Below are 21960 nucleotides of genomic sequence, written 5' to 3' on the forward strand. Positions count from 1 at the left end.
GGGTTGTACGACACCCTTGACAAATCTTACATTTGATGATCCAACCACTCATCAAAACTCTTTTTGGAGATTCTGATGCTGCCGCCAATGCGGACACTATGAAAAACCTTCTTTTTCACAAGGTTGTATGCACTGGTTCTGCTGATGCCCAGAATATCCTGAATCTCATCAACCGTATAGGTTCTCTTATCAAACTGAACTGTGTTAGCAGCTATCGCTTCTTCGGTGCGCTGATTCATGGCAGCGATTCTTTCTTCAAACATTTATGTTCACTCCTTCGTTTTCTTTGCTTTATGTTTTGTGGAACGCTTTTTCAGCTGCTCCATTGCCAGGCTGACGGATAAGGCTTTCTCAATCGCTACCATTTCACGGGGCGTTACCTTACCTAAGTAATTATCAATCCTGCTCTTATCAATGGTGCGAATCTGTTCCAGCTGAACAACGGACGCTTCTTTGAATGCAGGATTGTCGTAAATAACAAAGTGCGTCGGCATATTCGCTTTCTTATGGATTCTGGTGGTGACCGTTGCCACAATCAATGTGGGAGCGTGTTTATTACCGGTATCGTTCTGAATGACGATAACCGGACGGATGCCGCCTTGTTCCGACCCAACTACCGGGTCCAGATTGGCGCAATAAATATCACCACGGCAATATACCCAATTTTCTTTCATCATTTGCCATGACCTCCTTTCGTTGGGTATGTAATAACTGACTGCCTGAAATGAATCAGGCAGTCAGTCCAAAAGTCTATGTGTCCCATATTTGCCACGCACCCCTGAGAAAGAGGGCTTACGCCCTCAGGGAATCACCGAACGACTGATTGCGAATCAGTTCCATAGGAATCTAACCTCTGCCGGGTTCTCCGCCAGCTCCGTAGAGAAGTATCTTTAATCCTGTTGCTTTCATGGCCGTATTGGGAGCAACCCAATATTTACAAGCCAGTATTGATCGCTGGCATCGGGAGAGAGACAACTGCTTAATTTATAGAAGAAAGTCGTTCTGTTTCTCTGTCCGATACGTCACGGCGTACCGCTGATGTGGCTGATGCTCTCGCACCGGCAACAGGAACGTATTCGATGACTGTGTATTCAGTTTTCAAGGATCAAGCAGCCGATTTTCTTTGGCTGTATCTAAATTGTACCTGTTCCTCATGCAAGTTTTTATTGCCTCGTAGGTATAGTTTTGAGGTTATTCACGACCTAAAAATATGTAATCAAGGGTTGTATCAAAGCGCACGACCAATTCGATTGCCAAATCAATAGAGATGCCTCTGTTGCCGGTTTCAATTCGTGCAATGGTGTTTGCGGCAACGCCCAACTGCTCCGCAAGCTGTTCCTGTGTAAGCCCATGTTTCTTTCTCAATGCTTTAATTCTTTTTCCGCTTTCAACCAAGTCGTAATACATTTTCGTTCCTCCGTGTTTTTGAATTTGTGAAGTTGCAAAATCAAAAACGGAGGGAGGAGATCGTGACTGGTTCTCAATGCCCTTTGCCATCTGCCTGTCCTCCTTGCAGGCATAAAAAAAGAGCCGGAGTACATTACTCCAAGCTCTCGTTCATGCCTTTGTGTTAAAATGAAGGAAGATAGGCTGGTATAAAAAAAGCCCCGTACCCATTACAGGCACGAGGCGTAACTCTCTCTATTCAATTTTATGCCGCTATCTCCCAGCATAGCCATTCTAACACTGGACAAGTCGGACTTTCAGTATGGAAACCGTCGTATTTTCATCGGATTTTAGTCGGACTAAAATCCTGTCTTAGCACTCACAATAACACAATGCTTCTTCCTCCCTGGCACTTTCCAGGAAATCTTTCAATTTAGGAATGGCTGTTCCCCAAAGTGACAGACCAAATAACAGTATCGCTTCTTTCTTTCGGTCATAATAGCTGCTGCGTTCCATATTCAGAACCTCCAGCATTTCTGATTCTTTGTACTTGAAGCGATTGAGATATGCCTTTGAGATAATCTCACAGTACAGAGCGCCTTTATCCGGATATTCTCTGATTTTCAGCATCGCCATATCTACCAGTTCAATGATCCACTTTGTCTCGAATAAGCTTCGAATACGTTCTTCAAATCGTTCTCTCGCTTCATCCGGAGCAAAGTTCTCCAGATAAATCAATGCTCCATCTAAGCTGTCACCGTAAGTACAAATAAGGGTATCACATACATCATTCGCACGATCAATAGTAGACCAGCACACCTCTCGATATATGGATAAAATCAGCTTTGCTCTTTCATACAGAACCTTTTCGTCAATGTTCTGCATCCGGCAAAGCATTCGAATATTGCTTAATACCTGTGTATTATATCTGCTCATTCAGAATCTCCTTTCAGCCTAATCCATAAAATAAGAATTCCTTTCTAACTCCTGTCACTTGGCTAAAGGGAAACAAATACCATGGGACAAGAATGACTATAACTTCCGATATTTGATTAAAATAACAGAAGCAAAATCGGAAGTTCTTGACTTTATAAAAGTTCCGATATATAATTAAGTGGAACTAATACTTCTGTTCTGATTCCCATTATAGCATTTTCCAGAAGTTTGTCAACAAATAATCGGAAGTTACGAATAAATATTTTTTGAAAGGAAGGACAGTACCATGACATTTGGAGAAAAAATTAAAGAAGCTCGTTTGGCTATGAACCTATCTCAAACGGAGCTTGCCCAGATGACCGGCATTTCCGAAAGATCCCTTTACACCTATGAGCAGCTCGGAACACTCCCCAGAAAAAGCAACATCAGAAAACTTGCTGAAGCGCTGCATATCTCTGTGTCCTATCTTTTGGATGAATCTGAAACGGACAGCCAGAGCCATATAGATCAGGATATGTTTATTTTAGAGGCAAAGGAAAACTTCGGTTCAAAGGGAGCAAAAGAAGCTCAGGAAGTGCTGGGTCGTGTAAATTCTCTGTTTGCCGGTGGAGAATTGGACGAGGACGCAAAAGATGTATTCTTCCAGGCGATTATGTCAGTTTATATGGACTCTAAGAAAACAGCACGGGAAAAGTACACTCCGAAGAAATACAGAAAGCATAAAGATAAAGAGTAAAATCCTCAAGCACAGAATATGTTTTCTGTGTGCGATTCGGAGGTGAAGCAAATGAAAACGGCAGAGCATATCATTGAAACTGTCGATAAGCTTGTGCGAAAATATCACACCAGAGACCCTTACGAACTATGTCAGCTGTTAGGTATCAAAATCCACTATTACGATTTACAGAAGAAATTGAAGGGCTTCTTCTATTACCAGTCCAGACAGAAGAATATCGTGATAGATCACAATGTGAACGGCATCCTGGAACGTATCTTAGTCGCACATGAATTAGGACACGCTGTCCTGCATACAAAAATCGCCATGATGCACGGCTTTCAAGAAATGGAAGTTTTTGATGATAGATCAATCGAAGAAAATGAAGCAAACTTTTTTGCGGCGGAGCTTCTGTTAGAAGATGGGGAAGTTCTGGAATGCCTTTCGGAACACACATTTTTTGAAACGGCTAAAATGCTCTATGTACCGGCAGCATTATTAGACTACAAATTCAGCCTGCTCCACGAAAAAGGAGAGCTGGTAAATTCGATGTATATTCGTAAAGCAGATTTCCTGAAAGAAGATCTTCATGCCTACGATAACGACATTAGTTATGGCGATATATGAATATCTATTTTTATATCTTTACAGAAAAAGTCCACCAGTACGATGCGCAGTGCATCATGACTGGTGGACTTTTTGTTTCTTAAAGGATCAGTATATTGTATTGCAACAAAAGAAACCCACAGCAGTTCACTCAGAACCGTCAATGGGCTTCTTTTTCATTATATCAATCAAGCTCCGCTTTTTTTATCATCTCTTGCTGGTCAATCAAGACATCAATCATCTTTCCTACGGTTATCAATGTTGTTACATTACACTTTTTCAGTTTTGCAGCAATCTCATCATCGATGATGCTGTCGCATTTTGCATATGGGGTATCCAGCAAAAAATAGTCAAAGTTCTTTTCCAAGACGAATGCCAGTTTTAGAAGCATTGCCAAAGAAACTTTCGTCTGTCCAACTTCAACATGGCTCATATGATTGTTCGAGCAACCAACCAACGCACCCAAGTCTGCTTGGCTGTATCCCTTCTCCTGGCGAGCAGCTTTAATGCGCTGACCGATTTTTATATAGTCAACTTCCGGTTGCATTTCAATCACCTCCATGCTGTGTATGATTCTGCTATACATTATAAAATGTACCAAAAATCTCAACAACCAACATTGGGTGCAAGTTGCATTTATAAATGCAATATGATAAAATTTTATAGGCAGATTGCATTAAATGATAGAATGAAAAGAACCCCAAGACGACAATATGAGCTATCTTGAGGTTCTTTAAAATAAAAAATTCGTAGAGTACATTACTCCACGAATCGCATTCTTCTCTGTTTTTTTTAATTTACATCTCTATTTTACAAGTTGTCGCACTGTTTGTCAATATGTTAGGGACATAAAACACGAGGTTTTGCGCAAAAATCCGTCTTAGGAAGTTCCAAAGTCACAATTTGCCGTCAGAATTATAGTCATATTGAAGGAGGTGTACCTTATGGCACGAAAAGGAGAAAATATTTACAAAAGGAAAGACGGCAGATGGGAAGGAAGATACATTAAGTCCCGATCTTCTACAGGCAAAGCCAATTACGGTTATGTTTATGCAAAATCATATCGAGAAGTCAAAGCAAAACTTATCAGTCAAAGTTCGTGCACGAGTAATTCTGTCACTGTCGATCCAGAAATTAGCTCAGATCAATTTGAACAGGTTGCTATGGAATGGTTTCAAGCTATATGTCCTAAAGTGAAAGAATCTACAAGCAACAAATATAGGAATCTTCTCAACTCGTATATACTTCCTGTGTTCGGAAGCAAACAATTGCGTGATATAACACACGAGTTTATTGAAACGCAGTGTAATTTTTTCCTTGTTTCTGGTGGATTAAAGGAGAATGGACTTTCCTCTAAAACTGTTTCAGATATTTTATCTCTAATTCGAAATATCTTACAATTTGCCACCCGAAACGGGAAAGCCATTTCTTGTGACGCACGATCTATACAGATAAAACGTCAAACGAAGGAAATGAGAGTTTTGAGTCGTGCTGAACAGGAAAAATTATGCCAATACTTGTATTCTAATCTTGATTCCTGCAATATTGGTATATTAGTATGTTTATTCACTGGTCTCAGAGTAGGTGAAATTTGTGCGTTGCGATGGGAAGATGTTTCATTCTCAGATTACACAATCCATGTGCATCAAACGCTCCAGAGAATCCAAGATAGAACCAACAGTGAATGCAAGACAAGGATTGTTGTTACCACACCCAAAAGTGCTTGCTCCATCCGTACTATTCCAGTACCCCATGGCTTAATGACTATTCTTACAGCACACAAAGCTTCTTCTACTGGCTACATTCTAACCAATAGCGATCAGAATCCATTAGAACCAAGAACCATGCAAAATCATTTCAAGAAGGTATTGAAAAACAGCGGAATCAACTCCGCAAATTATCACTCGTTACGTCATACATTTGCTACAAGGTGCATAGAGCTTGGATTCGATGTAAAAAGTCTCAGCGAGATATTGGGTCATGCCAGCGTGAATATTACAATGAATCGCTATGTACACCCATCCATGGATTTAAAAAAAGAAAATATGCAACGGCTTTCTGATTTATTAGCCGTCAAATAAATTGTCAACACCGTCAAATAATGCTGAGTTTTCAGTGTTTGGCGGTGTTTTTTCGTGGAGTAATGTACTCTACGAAAGAGTATACCCAGGAGGAGATTTATTGATTCAATTTGTAGGGCGAGATGCTTATAAGCAGTTTTGGAATTTTAGTAAAGATGAGAAAGAGAACTTGGCCACTCAATTGGCGATTGAGTTACCCGCACTCAGAGGAAAAGTTGGTGCATCACAAGAAGAAATTGCTTCGGCTGTTGGTATTTCACGACAAACTTATAGTGCCTACGAAAATCGGACACGCCCAATTCCATGGAGTTTATATCTAGCACTATTGTTTTATTTTGATTACATTCCAAGTACACATTATATGATTCGCCAGCTTGAATTATTCCCAAATGAATTAGACGAATGTTGGTTAGCTGGTAGAGTTTTTATTGAGGAAGAAAAATGAGCGAATATTCACAGCAAATAAAAAGGGATATTACATGAACAAAAATATAAAATATTCTCAAAACTTTTTAACGAGTGAAAAAGTACTCAACCAAATAATAAAACAATTGAATTTAAAAGAAACCGATACCGTTTACGAAATTGGAACAGGTAAAGGGCATTTAACGACGAAACTGGCTAAAATAAGTAAACAGGTAACGTCTATTGAATTAGACAGTCATCTATTCAACTTATCGTCAGAAAAATTAAAACTGAATACTCGTGTCACTTTAATTCACCAAGATATTCTACAGTTTCAATTCCCTAACAAACAGAGGTATAAAATTGTTGGGAGTATTCCTTACCATTTAAGCACACAAATTATTAAAAAAGTGGTTTTTGAAAGCCATGCGTCTGACATCTATCTGATTGTTGAAGAAGGATTCTACAAGCGTACCTTGGATATTCACCGAACACTAGGGTTGCTCTTGCACACTCAAGTCTCGATTCAGCAATTGCTTAAGCTGCCAGCGGAATGCTTTCATCCTAAACCAAAAGTAAACAGTGTCTTAATAAAACTTACCCGCCATACCACAGATGTTCCAGATAAATATTGGAAGCTATATACGTACTTTGTTTCAAAATGGGTCAATCGAGAATATCGTCAACTGTTTACTAAAAATCAGTTTCATCAAGCAATGAAACACGCCAAAGTAAACAATTTAAGTACCGTTACTTATGAGCAAGTATTGTCTATTTTTAATAGTTATCTATTATTTAACGGGAGGAAATAATTAAACTATGTTTTGAACCATGAATTAAATAAAAATGACTCTCAATTATTGGAAGTCAATTTATTAAACCAATTAAAGCTTGCAAAACGTGTAAATCTTTTTGATTATTCTTTAGAAGAATTACAAGCCGTTCATGAGTATTGGCGGTCAATGAATCGTTACTCAAAACAAGTTTTGAATAAAGAGAAAGTGGCTTAATATGGCAAATATAGTCAATTTTACTGACAAACAGTTTGAGAATCGCTTAAATGATAATTTAGAAGAATTGGTTCAAGTAAAAAAGCGGTTGAATCGCCAACCGCTTTTTTACTTGGTGGGCAATCAGGGTCAGGGAAAACCAGTTTGCGAAGAAGATGATTGAGCAGGCAGGAACAAAGTGATAAATTCAAATTGTGAGGGAAAATACAGATGAATCAAGGAAGAATTATTGTGATTACAGGCTCACCGGGGACAGGAAAAACAACAACTGCGTCAATTGTCGCAAAGGAATCAGATATGGATAAATCAGTGCATATGCACACCGATGACTTTTTTCATTACTTAAGCAAAGGCGCAATACCACCACATTTGCCAGAATCCAACAAGCAAAATCTGGTTGTCATTGAAGCCTTTTTAGAAGCTGCAAAGCGATATGCTCGTGGCGGATATGATGTAATTGTAGATGGGATTGTCGGGCCATGGTTTTTGGAGCCATGGAAAGCTCTTGCCCAAGAAGATTACGAGGTACACTATATTGTATTAAGAGCGAGTAAAAAAGAAACTATGAAGCGAGCTGTGGAACGCTCAAAATTAGATAGAAAAACAAATATTGAATTAGTGGAAACAATGTGGGAGCAATTTTCCGGTTTGGGGATATATGAATCAAATGTCATAGACACAACTACATTCACAATTAAAGATACGGTTTCCGCAATAAAAGAAAGAGTTGCATGTGGGACGTCTTTACTATCTTAGACATTCCCATTTGTCAGGAAGATAGCAAAGCCAGCCGAGCCAGTCAACGGTCAAGATGAACGGCGCATTTCATGCGCCGCCGTTGACAGTCACGCCCGTCTTTGCTAAAAAGTAATCAAGGCGGGAAAGCCCTAAAATGGCTTCCCGCCCATTTCAATTTTTAGAAAAGAAACGCTCCAAAATCAGAAAGAGAGCGTCCAAGCACTTTGAGGGATTGGCCGCCTTGTCCACCCATTCAGCGGGACAGCGGGCGGAGGTCAAGGCCGGGTGTAAACCCGTTCATTTCAGCTTAGAAACCCTTCATAAAACGGGCTTATTTAGCGATATAAGGCTTTATAATAGAGAAGGAGTGAAACTTCTATTCAAGTTTAGAAACGCCTTCCATTAGTCCGAAAGAGACCTTAGAAAGAGAATTAAATCGTAAAGTATCAGGGAAAGAAATTCAACCGACTTTGGAGAGAATAGAGCAAAAAATGGTTCAAAATCAACACCAAGAAACCCCTGAATTTAAAGCAATTCAACAAAAATTGGAAAGCTTGCAGCTACCTACACCACCAATACCCAAAACACCTAAACTTCCAGGACTTTAAACCTTAAAAAAGGAAAAGAGTAGTTACCAAAAAACGGTAACTACTCTTTTTTTATAAAAACCTTTCCTCATGTTTGAAAAGCTGATCGAGAAATAAAGCACACAACGGTATTCTTTCTTTTTTCAGTTGGTACATTTTGCAGTCTGTAACGTGTCATTTACTGTTTGTTACCTTAACATATCCAGTCGAAAACACAAGGGTATATAAACGAGCAAGCTCGCCCTTGTGTTTTCTTTGTGTCTATGTTGCGTTCTCGTCACAGCAAACGACACGAACACACTGGCGAAAATGAACCAACAAAACGAAAAAAGAAAGGAGCGTATACTTCACAGACGGTGTTAAGGATACTTACCAGATGAAACCGTACATTGCACCGACCGCTGCTGAGTTGGAACAATTTCTTTCCTCTCTAAATTAAATCTTGCCGAAGCAGTGATGTGTCAGACTTTCCTGACACATCGCCGCTTTGCACTTCACAAAATCCGCTGCCAGGAGGTGATGAAATGAGTATGGTAAATGCTGACTCCGTTCAGCTATTCGCAATGCTGAAAAAAATGCAGGATTCCATTTCCTCCATCGAAACTACCAAAAAATCTGTAAAGATGAAATATGAACAGTTAGGTGCTGGATGGCAAGATAAAAAATACAACGAGTTGGGCGTGGTTGTAAGAGACTGCAACAAGGCTCTCAATGACATATTGGTAATTATGCTTCAAGCAGAAAAATATGTGGCTTTACTCGCCAAGAGCCTTAGTGAATACGAAAGTGTTCAACTAGGATCTACAAATGGAATATCTGCAAGCACACCTCAGACCAGTAGTTTTGCTGTTACACCATCAAGTGCAGATACAACCACCTTTGAGTCAAATACCTTTGGTTCTAATCTTGCATTTGTTCAAGACAGACTATCAGCTGAACGATATTTTTCCCGTGGAAATCACTATGAAGAATATCGAGATTATTGGGAGAACGGGAACTATACCTTTTCTCGAAATGAAAATCCAGAACTCGTATACGTTAGAGCAAGGGATATTGAAGGAGTTTATCTCAGTGACCGAGAACTTGGGAACCCGGAAGGATTTTGGACACGGAATGGTCGAGAGGGATGGTCGAGAGAAAACATTCTAAGGCGAGCTTCGCACATCCAAGATGTTCGTCAAAATACTGAGTCAGGAATGTCTTTGGATGAGCTTTCACAAAACCCAGTGTTAGATGATACCATTCGTAGCTATTACAATAATCCTGTCCAGGTTGCGCAGGTAGGTTCTTATTATGTATTTCAGAGTGATGGGCGACATCGAACACTTGCAGCTCAATCGCTTGATACATATATCCCGGTTTTAGTAACAGGTAGCTACACTCGAAATGATTAACAAATGAGGAGGTGAGTGTTTGAGCAACGTAAATGCTGATGCAACTTAATTACTGACAATACTGAAAAATATGCGGACCTCCATTTCTTCTATCGAAACTACAAGAAGTTCTGTGAAGATGAAATATCAGCAATTGGGAATTGGATGGAATGACAAGAAGTACGATGAGCTGGGAACTATCGTAAAAGATTGCAACAAAGCCCTGAATGATATTTTACAGATTATGCTTCAGGCCGAAAAATACGTTGCTTCACTTGCCAAAAGTGTACAAGAATATGATAATGTTAATTTGGACACTCCTTCTGCACGAAATTCTTTCCTCCAGGGTCTGCAAACACCTAATGTTGGTAATTCGTCTTATCAGTATTGCCTTGGCGTGCTAACCCAAGGTAGCACACCAGACGGATATATCGCTGTTATATCACAACGCCATGAAAATGCAGAGCAGAATGTCAGAGAAGTGTTTGACCATTTCGCTGGTAAACTGATGATACAAGATTCTGAATATCCACCGGATCAGACAGCACATTACTCACCGGGAAATTATATAGGGCATTCACGAGGAGTCTACTACAATGCAGCTTCTGATATGACAAATCCAAGAGGTGCAGGAACAACTTATTTCCACGAGCTTGCTCACATGATCGACCATGCTTCGTGCAACTATCGGAGCAATCTATCCAATACTCCAGAATTTGCTGAGGCACTGGTTGAGGACGGACAAAGAATCCTGAGCTTATATAACAATCTTCCAGTGGAAAAGCAAACTGCTTTTCTGACCCGTATTAGGCAGGATTCAGCTCACTCCTTCTCGGACTTAATTGATGCGACAACAAATGGTCAATTGCACGGAAATTATGGTCACTCAAGGAACTATTGGACGAGACCGGGCAATCTACAAGCAGAAGCCTTTGCCCACTTTTTTGAAGCGTCTATGGGAGACCAAGGCAAATTAGAGCTATTAGCAAATTTCTTTCCTACAGCGTTTGGTATTTTTTCTTCAATGATTGATTCTATTAGACCAGATAATCATGTTAGGGTCTTGAGCAGAGAAAGGTAGGTGCATACAATGGACAAAAACAAGAGCGTTGCAGATTTTATGAATAGCTTCCTTAATACACCTGAACCGAAAATTGATAATGAGTATTATGAAATCGAAGAACAGTATTTTCGGCAATTCGGTCATGGTGTCCCAAGGGAAATGTTGCCTGATAGCATTTCAACGGAACAAATTAAACAAGCCATGAAAAAATGCATTCTTTCCAAAAAGGATAATCTCTTTGAACTATTAGGCATCATTATCAACGATAATTATTTATATTAAGAAAAGGAACGACGACATGGATGAAGACAACATTATAACTTTGAATGATGAGAATGGGAACGAAGTTGAATTTGAATTTCTTGACTTAATACCGTATCGCCAGAACGAATATGTTGTCCTGCTTCCTATTGGAGATTCGGATGGGCAAGTTGTTATTTTGCAGCTGAAAGAAATTGACGATGAAACAGAAGAATATGTTGGTGTTGAAAACGAATTTGTGTTAGAGACTGTCTTTGCTCTGTTCAAAGAGCGAAACAAAGATTTCTTTACATTTGAGTAATTAAACAATGCAAGCTCAAACCAACAACACGATAAAAGGGGGGTGCATTATGGATATTTGGCATCGTGTAGGCAGAATTGTTCGCTTCTCAAACTTAGGAACTCTTCTGTTCTTTACTCTTAATATTCTGCTGATTGTTGCTGTGTTCGGTTCGTCAGGAAGCATTGTTGAACTGATTTGTATTTACTTTTTCACAGTAGCTATCAGCTTATCCCCATTAGGCGAAATGTGCCTGGCTGCCTTCGCAGGAGCAAGCGATATAAAAAGAGTAGATATAAAACTTCGAGTTGTCCCGCTGGTTCAATATGTTTTAGATAAAGCAAAAGAGAACACATCATACTGTCCTAAAAAAGTGAAAGTGAAGATTATCCATGATCCTGCTCCAAATGCATTTGCTCTAGGTAGGCAAACACTATGCATAACTGACGGATTGCTTTTACTCTCCGATGATATGATACTTGGAATTCTCGCCCATGAGATCGGACATCTCTCATACGGACATACTGTTATCCAATTATTGATTGGCGGGGGCAATATATTTATATCCGGGTGCCTCCTGTTAATCAAAATATCCTACTGGATTTTTTCTGCAATCATGGGGCTGTTCGCAATATGCTCTCGTAGTGGTGTAATGGGTATAATTACCGCAGTTTTCGCAGGAATATCAACAGCACTTTCTTGGTTATGGGTAAAGTTCTGTATGCTTTTTCTGATGTGGTCTATGAGACAAAATGAGTATCTGGCTGATGAATTTGCTTATAAAATTGGTTTTGGTCTTGAATTAGCGACGGTATTAGACCAACATATCTCAGATGTTCCGCATGATGGTTTTCTCAGTGCAATATACTCAACTCATCCATGCAACGATGATAGGGTTGCAGCATTGCAAAATTTAGGTGTACCCTATTCTCGATACTAAATTCATAATCTCACAAATTGGCAAGCAGTGTAAACCTGTACAGGTTCACTCATTTTCTCGATTTTCCCTTCGGTGCAATCTTCGCAAATTTGCTTGTTGGGGAAGCATCCCCAATCCCCTTTGAACATCATCTGCCGATGATGGCTACACGATTTTCAATCGTTTCTCAAAGAACAGTAGAATAAAAATTTGCCCATGGTTGAAAGCACCGAAATCGAAAAGCAAAAAAGCAGCCACGATCCGCACCCTTTGGGGAGTGCAGACCGTGGCTTTTTGCTTTAACGGAAGTTCTTCTTTTCCTCTTTCTCTTTCTCTTTTTCCTGCTCTTTCTGCCTGTCGATATTCAAAATCGTTTCAACCGTCCGTTTGGCAATCAGCAGTTCTTCTTTCTCTTTTCTGATCTGACGGTACTCAGCGTAGTCCTGCTTTTTCTGGACTGCCAGCTGATGAAACTCCTCATACAATGATTGCATGGACGGGAGCTTTGTAATCTGCAATTCATCAAAGGCTTGCTTCGCCGCTTTATGAATTGTGATTTCCTGACGGTGTTCTTCAAAGAATTTTTTGCTATATCCAGACTTGCGGTACTCGATATAAATTTGCCTTGTGTTGCGATAATTTTTGATGTGCTGCTGCAACGCCTGAACCTCAACCATACGTTTCTCTGCGACCTTGATAGAATCAGAAAGCGCATCGAACCGGGCAGACAGATTTTCAATATGAGCAGTCAGATCGTCGTAGTTGCCCAAGCCTTTTTCTTTCAGTAGGATTACCGTTCGGGCAGCTTCTTTTCGGTTGAACTTCTTCGCCCACTTTTCATAACCGACCGTCTTGCCCTCGGCCATCTTTGCCTGAATATCAATCAGCATCTGGAACTGCTTCGGGGCAGGAGCCTTGGCAGAGCCGCCTTTTGATTTGTGCAGGTTCTTGCCGGAGATAACCGCTTGAATTTCCTCTTTGCTATATCCTTCGCCCAGGGAACGCAGCCGAATGAAACGCTTCTGATTCTCGCCCTTGAACGCAGGCTGCTTTCCATCCTTGAACTCAAATCCCATGTCAGCCAGAGCCTGAACAAAGCCATCAAAGCTCTTTGGTTTCTGCTTCAGCACCGCATCAATCGCATCACATAATTCGTCACGCTGGGTACGCTTCTTGGGATAAACAGTTCTTTTCTGGCGCTCCCGATACGGCTTCGGTGTAATAATGGACAGCCCGTGTTCCAGGCAAACCATATCACTGAGTCTTTGCACCGCCAGACCGGAAAGAAAGAAGTTTTTGAATTTCCGTGTGGCATCCAGCGAGGTCGAATTATAAATGATATGATTGTGAATGTGGGATTTGTCGATGTGGGTCGCAACGATGAAAGCGTGTTTTCCCTTTGTCCATCGCATCGCTGTTTCATAGCCGACTTGGTTCGCTTCTTCCGGGGTGATTTCTCCCGGCTTAAAGGACTGGCGTATCTGGTATGCGATGATATTGTTCTTCTGCTGTCTGCCGGTAATATGCTGATACTGCCGTTTGGAAAGCAGAAATTCCTCATCTGCTGTCTTTGGATCACACTCATAGGAACTGATAAATTCGCCATCATTGGTTTTTGCGGCATTTTGTGAGTAGTCGGTTCTGTCTGCCAAACATTGAGCGACCGTCTTTCCCTTATTCACATGGAGTGCAATCAATCTTGTCGCTGCCATTCCCATCACTTCCTTCCCAAAAAGAAAAAGCCACCGGTCGGTGACTTTTCTCTGATATTATCTTATGACCTGATAAATGCTCCCAGACTTTCTCCAATATTCTCGACTTTCATAACAGCCCAGACGAGCAAGAACACCGCTGCTATTGTCGCAATTCCAAGAACCACAAGAATAAGCAGGGACTGCCACAAAGCCTTTACAATGCAGTAAATCGCAGATCCGCCAATGACCAAGAGCAATAAACCAATTACATAGGACACAACATTTGTAAGCAGATTTCCAAGAATGCAAATCACTTTTACAACGAACAGCACCGGCAGTGCCAATATCTTCAATACCAGCTTCATAGGCTCAACCCCTTTCTTTTAATTATATTGTACAAGGGTATCTGCCATAACGCAATGATGTCAACCCTTATGTAAAAGCCGCAGCCGAAACTGCGACTTCCCAACAAGTTGTCGGATTACTGGATTGAGGACAGGCGAACAAGAACTTCTCTCATGTCCGTCCAGATCTCCTCCAGCCGTTTTTGCAAATCCTCAATGTCAGCACGATAGATGCTGCCTGTTTCGTTCGCTCGCTTTGCGTACTGGTTCAGGTTGTTGGAGCAGATTCGCAGGAGCGAAACCAGGGCTTTCACATCCTGCAAATCCAGTCTGATACAGTAACCATCCAGAGCCATTTTCCGCAGATAGGCTCCCATGCTGCGGATGCCAAGCTCGTCCATCTTCTCATGGATTCGCTCGACCTCCTCCTTGGATGCAAGGAAATGAACATCCTGATCTCGCTTTGCCATTACAACACCTCCTCACGGGTTTCAGAGTATTTTGCAGGCGGGATATGCTCCGCTTTGGATTTCAGATCAGCCAACACAGAAGGACGCTCTGACTCGCTTCTTTCGTCACGATTTTCCACAGAGTCCTCCATATTCAGGGCTGCATCCAGTTCTGCCAGTCGCTGACTTTTGGCTGTCAGCTCTGCTTCCTGCGGGAACGGTTTTCCAACCTCCGCCTTGGCTGCTTCCTGCTGATTGTAGAGATTATTCAACTGCTCATTGGCTCGTTCTAAGCGCTCAAGGATGCCTGCAAGGGCATTGTCCAGTCGGGTGATATTTCCTCGTGCGTCCGTTCCAAGGGCTACTCTGTGGCTCACAGCGCCCTTCAGGGTCACATCGAACTCGTTCCGGAAACTGTCAAACGAAAGCTCCATCTGAAAGCCACGGTAACTGCCAAGAGGAACCGGATCGGCACTTTTCGTGTCCTTACAAGCCGCAAGGAGGATTTCACCGGCATCTGCCTTTTCGGTGTAGGCTTTGCCCATGATTTCCATGCCGCAAAAGCCATCGGCAATCTGCGGGTGTGCTTCCACGGTTTTAATATCAGCTTCAAAGCCATGAATATAGCCTGTCTGCTTTTCAATCTCAGCCGGGAAGTATTTCAGAAGCTTATCTTCCATACGGTACTGCTGGCTCTGGTGGTCAGCTTTCAGCACCTTCAGCCTTGCCACATCAATGTCCAAGTCCATCTTTTCCTTGATAAGCGGATTGCCGGCACACAGCGCCTTGATCTCCGCATAGGACAGCGCCTGCTCATCCACATCGTCACAGGAGCGAACCGGTGATTTGGAGGTCATAATCTGAGAAATAAACTTCTGCTTGTTTTCCAAGGTCTGATACAGGTAGGCATCGAAGGTTCCCTCGGTCACATACTGATACACCTGAACCTCTTTGTTCCGGTTGCCCTGACGGATGATACGACCGTTTCTCTGGGTCATATCAGACGGACGCCAACCCACATCCAAGTGGTGAACTGCCACCAATTTGTCCTGGACGTTGGTTCCTGCACCCATCTTTTGCGTACTGCCAAGAAGCACTCGCACCTGCCCGGTACGAACCTTGGCAAAGAGGTCTTTTTTCTTTGCCTCGGTATCTGCATCATGGATAAAGGCAACTTCTTCCGCAGGCACACCGTTTGCAATCAGCTTGGTTTTGACATCATCATAGACATTGAAGGTTCCATCATTTTTCGGTGTGCTAAGGTCGCAGAACACCAACTGGGTCAATTTGTCAGCCTGACCGTCCTGCCAGATACGCAGGATATTTCCCACGCAGGCATTGAGCTTGCTGTCAGGGTCATCGGGTAACAGGGTGTTCATTAGCCGCTGATCCAGTCCCAATTTTCGTCCGTCGCTGGTAATCTTGAGCATATTATCGACGGACGGGTCTACAATACCGGCATGAACATCTGCTGCTCTCTCTGAAAGGGAAGCCACCATATCCTTCTGGTACTCAGAGGGCTGAACCACAACCGTTTCAAACTTTGCTTCGGGAACAGGGAGATGCAACTGGTCAGAGGTCTTGATGTCGGCAACCTCCTTGAACATATTCATCAGTTCAGGCAGGTTGAAGAACTTCGCAAATCGGGTTCTGGCACGATAGCCGGTTCCCTCCGGTGCAAGCTCAATCGCAGTTGTTGTTTCTCCGAAGGTCGATGCCCAGGAATCAAAATGGGTCAGGTTCTTTTGCTGGAGCGTACTGTACTGGAGATAGCGCATGACCGTATAAAGCTCGGTCATCGAGTTACTTACTGGAGTACCGGTTGCAAAGATCACACCACGCCCGCCGGTCAGCTCATCCATATAGCGGCACTTCATAAACATATCCGAAGATTTCTGGGCTTCGGAGGTGGACAGACCTGCCACATTTCGCATTTTTGTGTAGAGGAACAAATTCTTGAACGCATGGCTTTCGTCCACAAACAGCCGGTCTACACCCAACTGCTCAAAGGTAATGACATCATCTTTCTTGTCAGCGGCAAGGAGCTTGTCCAGTCTGGCTTCCAATGATTTTCGTGTTTTCTCCATCTGCTTGATCGTGAAGTTTTCGCCACGCTGCCATTTCAGCTCCGCAATCGCACCCTCGATCTCATCAATCTGCTCCCGCAGCTGCCGTTCCTGTCGTTCGGCAGAAAGCGGGATTTTTTCAAACTGGCTGTGACCGATGATGACTGCATCATAGTCACCCGTTGCGATACGAGCGCAGAACTTCTTACGGTTTGCTGTTTCAAAATCCTTCTTGGTGGCAACAAGGAGCTTGGCACTCGGATAGAGGTGCAGGAACTCGTTTGCCCACTGTAAGGTCAAGTGATTCGGCACAACGAACAGGGATTTCTGGCTCAATCCAAGCCGTTTACTCTCCATAGCCGATGCAGCCATCTCGAAGGTCTTGCCCGCACCAACTTCGTGTGCAAGCAGCGTATTTCCACCATATAGCACATGAGCGATAGCATTTCTCTGGTGTTCACGGAGGGTAATATCCGGGTTCATGCCGCCGAAACGGATATGAGAGCCATCATACTCACGAGGTCTGGTGGAGTTAAAAAGTTCGTTGTACTTGGTGGAAAGGGTTTCTCGTCTGTGCGGATCTCTCCAAATCCAATCTCGGAACGCATCCTTGATTGCCTGCTGTTTCTGCTGTGCCAGGGTAGTTTCTTTTTTATTGAGGACACGCTTCTGCTTACCATCTGCATCTTCAATCGTATCATAGATACGAATATCCTTCAGATTCAGCGTTTCCTCCAGAATCCGATATGCGTTGGCTCGCTCTGTACCGTAGGTGACATACGCCGCCACATCGTTGTAGTTGGGAGAACTCTTACCGTTGATGCGCCACTCTGCGGTCAGCTCGGAGAACTTGACCTCAATGGAACGGCGCAAGTAATACGGCGTTTCAAAGGTTTCCTCCATGAACTGCTGAATATAATCGGCATCAATCCATGTTGCACCCAAACGCACATCAATCTCGGACGCATCCAAGTCCTTCGGCTGTGCTTTCTGCAAGGCTTCCACATTGATGTGGAAGGAAGAATCCCTGTCTGCCGCCATCTGTGCGACACGCAGCTTGCTTCTTACATCACCGGAAAGGTAATCATCGGCAGTCTGCCATCCAACTTCCACAGCATCGGGAGCCATCGGGTCTTTGAAGATCACCCCTCGAAGCTCTGCCTGAATCGCATCGTATTCTCCAGGTGTTCCAAGCAGCTGTGCCATAAACGGCAAATCCACCTTGCCACGCTCACCGATAGAGATTGCCAGAGCTTCGGACGGCGTATCCACGCTCGTCACTCTGCGTTCCGGCTTGATGGTTCGCTTGGTGAACATATCCGCCTTGCTTTTCAGATTGCCGTCCTCATCCACATTTTCCAGAGAACACAGGAGATAGTAGGAGGAATCGTCAGCAAATGCCTGACCATTGGCTCGATTATTGATAAGCCCGTTCTTTGCGGCAAACGCATCGTAGGCATCATTCAGTTCTGCCTGTTTCTGAGTAATCATTTCATCCGGGTAATCCTCAAGCTGATATTCGATCAGCTCGTTGACGATACCACGAAGTTCCACCATGCCCATCACACGGTCTTTTGCTTTCTCATTCAGGTCTACACGGCGCATCAGGGAGTTTTCACGGAAGTACACATTGCCATCCACCACGGTATAAGAGAAATTCTTTACATCCGGGGTTGCAGGAATGGTTTCGATTTCCTTACCCTTGTCAGCTTCGGGAAGCTCCACAGCCTGATAGGTTCCTTGGATGTGGGAAACTGCTTCTTTCAGAAGTTCGGACAGTTCCATGCCCTCAATGGGACGCACTGTAATGTCCATGCCGTAGGCGGTACTTTCTTCCACCGTATCGCCCAGAACCATTTCAGGATGAGCGACAAAGTAGCTGTTCATGGTGTGTCCTTCTTCGGTGCGGTCAAGGTTTACCCATTCCGGTACAATGTCAATCGGATGGTCACGCTTTTGCAGGAACAGGATGTCGGACACGACTTCCGTGCCTGCGTTTTTCTTAAAGGCATCGTTTGGCAGACGGATTGCACCAAGCAGTTCCGCCCTCTGCGCCATATATCGCCTTGCGTCAGAGTTCTTGGAATCCATGGTGTAACGGCTTGTCACAAAAGCGACCACACCACCGGGACGAACCTGATCCAAAGCCTTGGCAAAGAAATAGTTGTGAATGGAGAATCCCAGCTTGTCATACGGCTTGTCGGACACTTTGTAGTTGCCGAAAGGGACATTACCCACAGCCAGATCGTAAAAGTCTCGGCGGTCTGTCGTTTCAAAACCGGCTACTTTGATTTCTGCGTTGGGATAGAGCTTCTGAGCAATTCTGCCGGTGATGGAATCCAGTTCCACACCATACAAACGGCTGCTCTGCATTTCAGGAGGGAGCATACCAAAGAAGTTGCCGATACCCATAGCAGGCTCCAGAATATTTCCTGTTTCAAAGCCCATCTGTCCGACCGCATCGTAGATGGAGCGAATGACCGTAGGGCTGGTGTAATGTGCGTTCAGGGTGGAAGCTCTTGCCGCAGCATATTCATCTTCGGAAAGCAGGTTTTTCAGTGTCTGATACTCCTTCGCCCAATTTCCCTTGTCCGGGTCAAAGGCATCTGCCAGACCGCCCCAACCGACATAATTCGACAAAATCTCCTGTTCTTCGGTAGTGGCGTTCCTGTTCTCGCTTTCCAGTTTGAACAGAGTTTCAATGGCTGCGATGTTTCTTGCGAATTTCTGCTTCGGTCCACCTTCACCGATGTTGTCATCCGTGATGTGGAAGTTCACCGCAGGAACAGGTGGGATTTCTCTGGTGGTGATGGACTGCTCAAGCTGAGCGATAATGTCCATGACTTCGGCATTCTGCCATCCGTCCACCTGGGCATAATCCTGAATGATGGTGTCCTTTCCATCTACGCACTGTACGAAGTCCAGACTACCCGGCAGATCTCTGGTATTCATTGCACCCAGGGCTTTTCTCTGCGTGTCAGGAAGTGCATAGTAGGCTCGCAGGGCATCATCAAAGGAACTGTATTCCTTGATGTCCAGCGCACCCCGCTTCTGAATGTCCTCGGCAACATAAAAATGATCGATGAAGTGTTCCGGTTCCTGCTGTTCGGGTTCCGCACTGGCTCTGACCTGTGCGTGTGCCTTTTCGTCAGGGTAGTCCCCATAGATACGGATGCACTTATGCTCCTGCTGATCGTAAACGGCAGCACCATCGTACTTGAATCCGTCATCCTCCATGGTTCCGTCCACATAGCCCTGGGCAGCTTTTTCCGCTTCTTCCAGAGTGTAGTAGTCCAGTTTATCATCGAAGCCGTTTTCAAAGTGATGGTAGGCGGCAACCAGATAGCGGGGAGCCATGCGCTCCTCGTAGCTGTTAATCATCTCAGGTGTCAGCCATTCTGGTTTGTCGGGAATCATTTCATACAGCTCACGCATCTTGGCAATCTGTGCATGGCGGTTGCCTGCCCACAGATGCTTTTCGCTGTGCTGTCCTGCACCAAGGAAGTATTCGCAGTCCATACGCAGACGGTCTAACAGCTGATACTCAGGGGTGTAGTCCCTCGGTTCGGTTTTGCCCAGAAAATCCTCTGTAACGGGCTTTTCTTCGGTTTGGGCATCAACCCTTACCGCATGGTTTCTTTCGTCCTGAGAGAGCATACGCTCGAAATTCTCACGATTCTCGGCACGGAAGATGGGATAAGCAAGCGTAGGGTCACGCAGCTGAACTTCTCTGTCCGTGATCTGCTCCACACGGAAAGCTGTATCGTCCAGATATACCGTGTCACCGACCTGATAATTCCATTTCGGTTCCTCGGAAGCAGATGCTTCCACAACTTCGGCAGGCTCTGCCACAGGCGCTTCTGGCTGAACCGACTCCATCGCAGCTACGGACTGACGAACTTCCTCCAAATAGTCATTGGCAAGCCATTCGTCCGTGAAGTATTCCGTAACGCCTTCCGGGTCTACATAGTAGTCATCGGTCTGATTATCCCAGATCGCATACTCGCCATCCTCGGTATCAATCACTGCGAAACGGTCATAAACATCTTCCAACGGATCAGTTTTAGCTTCTTCGATAGCCTGTCGTTCCGCTTCTTCCTCCGGGCTGAGGTAGCGTCCCTTTCGTATCAGACCGTCGATTCTCTGCACCACCTGCGCCCAGGACATCTGCAATTTATCGCAACCGCTCTTGGTGTAAGCAACACCCTTGGCATCGTGATCCTGACCGCTGTGCGTTGCACCAGAGCAGGCATGGGAATGACCACCGGTTCCGTATTCATGCTTCAGGAAGTCCATCTTTTCCTTGGCAGAATGATTCTCCTGCCAGTAGTTATAAATACGGGCTTTACCACCGGAAAAGCCGCTTCCACGGGTCAAGTCTGCATTGACTTCATCATCCGTAATGAACTGGCGGACAAGGGGCATCTGCATCATATCGGTCTGATACTCACGCAAAGGCATATTCAACTCATACAGCTGTTTCTGAATGAGATTCAGCTTGTGATAGTGAAAACGAAGCAGATCGGGATTTTCCGCAAGGGTTTTTCTAAATTCCGAATACTGCTGTACCAAGGTTGCGTGGAAACGAGGGTCATCCAACTTTTCAGCCAAGTCTGCGGTTTCGTCAGGGAAACCACGAAACGGTTCCTGATGAAGAATTGCCAGATAGTTGCTGGAACGGGCTTCTTCACTCAAATCGTGATAAAGATGCCACAGGGATTCTGCCAACTTCTGACGCTCATATCCGGATGCTTCTACCAGTTCCACATTAGTTGCGAACCGACCATTTTCAAGCAGTTCTCCAATGCGCTCGGCAACCGTTTCCCAAGAAACGATCTGCGCTCTGGGGCTGTCAATGGCAGAGGAACCTTTGGCAAGGTGGATACCGTCCTCGGCATACCACGCACAGATATTCCCGCTATCTTCTTTCAGACCATAGCCGCCGTGATAGACCTGCTTTAAGGTCTGAACGATTTCTTCCAACGGCTTCTGCTTCATATATTCCAGCGCTACGACTTTTCGGGCTTCATCGGTATTGCTACCAAGC

At 43.9% G+C, this 21960-nt stretch carries 20 protein-coding genes and 3 pseudogenes; 14 read left to right on the top strand and 9 right to left on the bottom strand.

What is annotated here, in order from left to right:
- Positions 1-26: 26 nt before the first annotated feature.
- The 4 genes from D3F01_RS03125 to D3F01_RS03140 all read right to left on the bottom strand — a co-directional run bounded on the left by D3F01_RS03125 (position 27) and on the right by D3F01_RS03140 (position 2322).
- Positions 27-263, bottom strand: a complete 237-nt coding sequence (locus tag D3F01_RS03125; RefSeq protein WP_110437432.1) for a helix-turn-helix domain-containing protein — start codon at positions 261-263, stop codon at positions 27-29.
- Positions 264-269: 6 nt separating this feature from the next.
- A complete protein-coding gene (locus tag D3F01_RS03130; protein WP_110437431.1) occupies positions 270-677 on the bottom strand; it encodes a type II toxin-antitoxin system PemK/MazF family toxin in 408 nt (135 codons plus the stop codon).
- 514 nt (positions 678-1191) lie between these two features.
- Positions 1192-1497: a helix-turn-helix transcriptional regulator gene (locus D3F01_RS03135; RefSeq protein ID WP_181966891.1), complete on the bottom strand. Its 306-nt coding sequence runs from the start codon at positions 1495-1497 to the stop codon at positions 1192-1194.
- A 261-nt stretch (positions 1498-1758) separates the two neighbouring features.
- Positions 1759-2322 carry a hypothetical protein gene (locus D3F01_RS03140; protein WP_110437430.1) on the bottom strand — a complete coding sequence of 188 codons (564 nt, stop codon included), beginning with the start codon at positions 2320-2322 and terminating at the stop codon, positions 1759-1761.
- A 286-nt stretch (positions 2323-2608) separates the two neighbouring features.
- On the opposite strand from D3F01_RS03140, the gene D3F01_RS03145 reads away from it, so the two are divergent.
- Together D3F01_RS03145 and D3F01_RS03150 are read left to right on the top strand one after the other, a co-directional pair.
- Complete coding sequence (locus D3F01_RS03145; protein ID WP_002304411.1) at positions 2609-3058, top strand: helix-turn-helix transcriptional regulator; 450 nt, start codon at positions 2609-2611, stop codon at positions 3056-3058.
- Between the two features lie 51 nt (positions 3059-3109).
- Positions 3110-3664, top strand: a complete 555-nt coding sequence (locus D3F01_RS03150) for an ImmA/IrrE family metallo-endopeptidase (protein WP_110437429.1) — start codon at positions 3110-3112, stop codon at positions 3662-3664.
- A gap of 163 nt (positions 3665-3827) precedes the next feature.
- On the opposite strand, the gene D3F01_RS03155 is transcribed toward D3F01_RS03150, so the two are convergent.
- Entirely contained in the window at positions 3828-4190 is a 363-nt protein-coding gene (locus D3F01_RS03155; protein WP_233503293.1) for a helix-turn-helix transcriptional regulator, read from the bottom strand.
- 397 nt (positions 4191-4587) lie between these two features.
- On the opposite strand from D3F01_RS03155, the gene D3F01_RS03160 reads away from it, so the two are divergent.
- The 12 genes and pseudogenes from D3F01_RS03160 (at position 4588) to D3F01_RS03210 (ending at position 12381) form a co-directional block, all read left to right on the top strand.
- Positions 4588-5724 (top strand): site-specific integrase, encoded by a 1137-nt coding sequence (locus D3F01_RS03160; RefSeq protein ID WP_110437427.1) that lies wholly within the window; start codon positions 4588-4590, stop codon positions 5722-5724.
- Positions 5725-5824: 100 nt separating this feature from the next.
- Positions 5825-6169 (top strand): helix-turn-helix transcriptional regulator, encoded by a 345-nt coding sequence (locus D3F01_RS03165; RefSeq protein WP_198957774.1) that lies wholly within the window; start codon positions 5825-5827, stop codon positions 6167-6169.
- A 4-nt stretch (positions 6170-6173) separates the two neighbouring features.
- Entirely contained in the window at positions 6174-6941 is a 768-nt protein-coding gene (gene erm(B), locus D3F01_RS03170; RefSeq protein WP_255420040.1) for a 23S rRNA (adenine(2058)-N(6))-methyltransferase Erm(B), read from the top strand.
- Positions 6942-7139, top strand: a pseudogene (locus tag D3F01_RS03175) (antitoxin); the annotation flags it as partial.
- A gap of 1 nt (position 7140) precedes the next feature.
- Positions 7141-7289, top strand: a pseudogene (locus D3F01_RS03180) (zeta toxin family protein); the annotation flags it as partial.
- 60 nt (positions 7290-7349) lie between these two features.
- Positions 7350-7895: an AAA family ATPase gene (locus tag D3F01_RS03185; RefSeq protein ID WP_002304402.1), complete on the top strand. Its 546-nt coding sequence runs from the start codon at positions 7350-7352 to the stop codon at positions 7893-7895.
- A gap of 286 nt (positions 7896-8181) precedes the next feature.
- Positions 8182-8485, top strand: a pseudogene (locus D3F01_RS16015) (toxin zeta); the annotation flags it as partial.
- Between the two features lie 503 nt (positions 8486-8988).
- Positions 8989-9858, top strand: coding sequence for a hypothetical protein (locus D3F01_RS03190; protein ID WP_002578944.1), 870 nt, complete (start codon positions 8989-8991; stop codon positions 9856-9858).
- Positions 9859-9976: 118 nt separating this feature from the next.
- Entirely contained in the window at positions 9977-10918 is a 942-nt protein-coding gene (locus tag D3F01_RS03195) for a hypothetical protein (RefSeq protein ID WP_015564216.1), read from the top strand.
- 9 nt (positions 10919-10927) lie between these two features.
- Positions 10928-11182 carry a hypothetical protein gene (locus D3F01_RS03200; protein WP_002588965.1) on the top strand — a complete coding sequence of 85 codons (255 nt, stop codon included), beginning with the start codon at positions 10928-10930 and terminating at the stop codon, positions 11180-11182.
- A 16-nt stretch (positions 11183-11198) separates the two neighbouring features.
- The gene (locus D3F01_RS03205; protein WP_002304397.1) at positions 11199-11462 is read left to right on the top strand and encodes a DUF1292 domain-containing protein; all 264 of its coding nucleotides are present in this window, start codon (positions 11199-11201) and stop codon (positions 11460-11462) included.
- A 49-nt stretch (positions 11463-11511) separates the two neighbouring features.
- Entirely contained in the window at positions 11512-12381 is an 870-nt protein-coding gene (locus D3F01_RS03210) for a zinc metalloprotease HtpX (protein WP_002588966.1), read from the top strand.
- 278 nt (positions 12382-12659) lie between these two features.
- Here D3F01_RS03210 and D3F01_RS03215 read toward each other — a convergent pair whose 3' ends face one another.
- The 4 genes from D3F01_RS03215 to D3F01_RS03230 all read right to left on the bottom strand — a co-directional run bounded on the left by D3F01_RS03215 (position 12660) and on the right by D3F01_RS03230 (position 21911).
- On the bottom strand, positions 12660-14072 hold the full coding sequence (locus D3F01_RS03215; protein ID WP_002578945.1) for a relaxase/mobilization nuclease domain-containing protein: 1413 nt from the start codon (positions 14070-14072) through the stop codon (positions 12660-12662).
- A 62-nt stretch (positions 14073-14134) separates the two neighbouring features.
- On the bottom strand, positions 14135-14419 hold the full coding sequence (locus tag D3F01_RS03220; protein ID WP_002578946.1) for a hypothetical protein: 285 nt from the start codon (positions 14417-14419) through the stop codon (positions 14135-14137).
- Positions 14420-14535: 116 nt separating this feature from the next.
- Positions 14536-14868: a plasmid mobilization relaxosome protein MobC gene (gene mobC, locus D3F01_RS03225; RefSeq protein ID WP_002578947.1), complete on the bottom strand. Its 333-nt coding sequence runs from the start codon at positions 14866-14868 to the stop codon at positions 14536-14538.
- Entirely contained in the window at positions 14868-21911 is a 7044-nt protein-coding gene (locus tag D3F01_RS03230; protein WP_227612560.1) for an LPD11 domain-containing protein, read from the bottom strand. Before D3F01_RS03230 ends, mobC begins: the two co-directional genes overlap by 1 nt.
- Positions 21912-21960: the final 49 nt, after the last annotated feature.

Source organism: Faecalibacterium sp. BCRC 81149, assembly GCF_022750605.1.
Taxonomy (GTDB): Bacteria; Bacillota; Clostridia; order Oscillospirales; family Ruminococcaceae; genus Faecalibacterium; species Faecalibacterium duncaniae.

Bases quoted from the DNA above. Each gene is read 5' to 3' on its own strand.
- D3F01_RS03125 (WP_110437432.1), bottom strand. From the start codon at position 263: ATGTTTGAAGAAAGAATCGCTGCCATGAATCAGCGCACCGAAGAAGCG.
- D3F01_RS03130 (WP_110437431.1), bottom strand. From the start codon at position 677: ATGATGAAAGAAAATTGGGTATATTGCCGTGGTGATATTTATTGCGCC.
- D3F01_RS03135 (WP_181966891.1), bottom strand. From the start codon at position 1,497: ATGGCAAAGGGCATTGAGAACCAGTCACGATCTCCTCCCTCCGTTTTT.
- D3F01_RS03140 (WP_110437430.1), bottom strand. From the start codon at position 2,322: ATGAGCAGATATAATACACAGGTATTAAGCAATATTCGAATGCTTTGC.
- D3F01_RS03145 (WP_002304411.1), top strand. From the start codon at position 2,609: ATGACATTTGGAGAAAAAATTAAAGAAGCTCGTTTGGCTATGAACCTA.
- D3F01_RS03150 (WP_110437429.1), top strand. From the start codon at position 3,110: ATGAAAACGGCAGAGCATATCATTGAAACTGTCGATAAGCTTGTGCGA.
- D3F01_RS03155 (WP_233503293.1), bottom strand. From the start codon at position 4,190: ATGCAACCGGAAGTTGACTATATAAAAATCGGTCAGCGCATTAAAGCT.
- D3F01_RS03160 (WP_110437427.1), top strand. From the start codon at position 4,588: ATGGCACGAAAAGGAGAAAATATTTACAAAAGGAAAGACGGCAGATGG.
- D3F01_RS03185 (WP_002304402.1), top strand. From the start codon at position 7,350: ATGAATCAAGGAAGAATTATTGTGATTACAGGCTCACCGGGGACAGGA.
- D3F01_RS03190 (WP_002578944.1), top strand. From the start codon at position 8,989: ATGAGTATGGTAAATGCTGACTCCGTTCAGCTATTCGCAATGCTGAAA.
- D3F01_RS03195 (WP_015564216.1), top strand. From the start codon at position 9,977: ATGAAATATCAGCAATTGGGAATTGGATGGAATGACAAGAAGTACGAT.
- D3F01_RS03200 (WP_002588965.1), top strand. From the start codon at position 10,928: ATGGACAAAAACAAGAGCGTTGCAGATTTTATGAATAGCTTCCTTAAT.
- D3F01_RS03205 (WP_002304397.1), top strand. From the start codon at position 11,199: ATGGATGAAGACAACATTATAACTTTGAATGATGAGAATGGGAACGAA.
- D3F01_RS03210 (WP_002588966.1), top strand. From the start codon at position 11,512: ATGGATATTTGGCATCGTGTAGGCAGAATTGTTCGCTTCTCAAACTTA.
- D3F01_RS03215 (WP_002578945.1), bottom strand. From the start codon at position 14,072: ATGGCAGCGACAAGATTGATTGCACTCCATGTGAATAAGGGAAAGACG.
- D3F01_RS03220 (WP_002578946.1), bottom strand. From the start codon at position 14,419: ATGAAGCTGGTATTGAAGATATTGGCACTGCCGGTGCTGTTCGTTGTA.
- mobC (WP_002578947.1), bottom strand. From the start codon at position 14,868: ATGGCAAAGCGAGATCAGGATGTTCATTTCCTTGCATCCAAGGAGGAG.
- D3F01_RS03230 (WP_227612560.1), bottom strand. From the start codon at position 21,911: ATGAAGCAGAAGCCGTTGGAAGAAATCGTTCAGACCTTAAAGCAGGTC.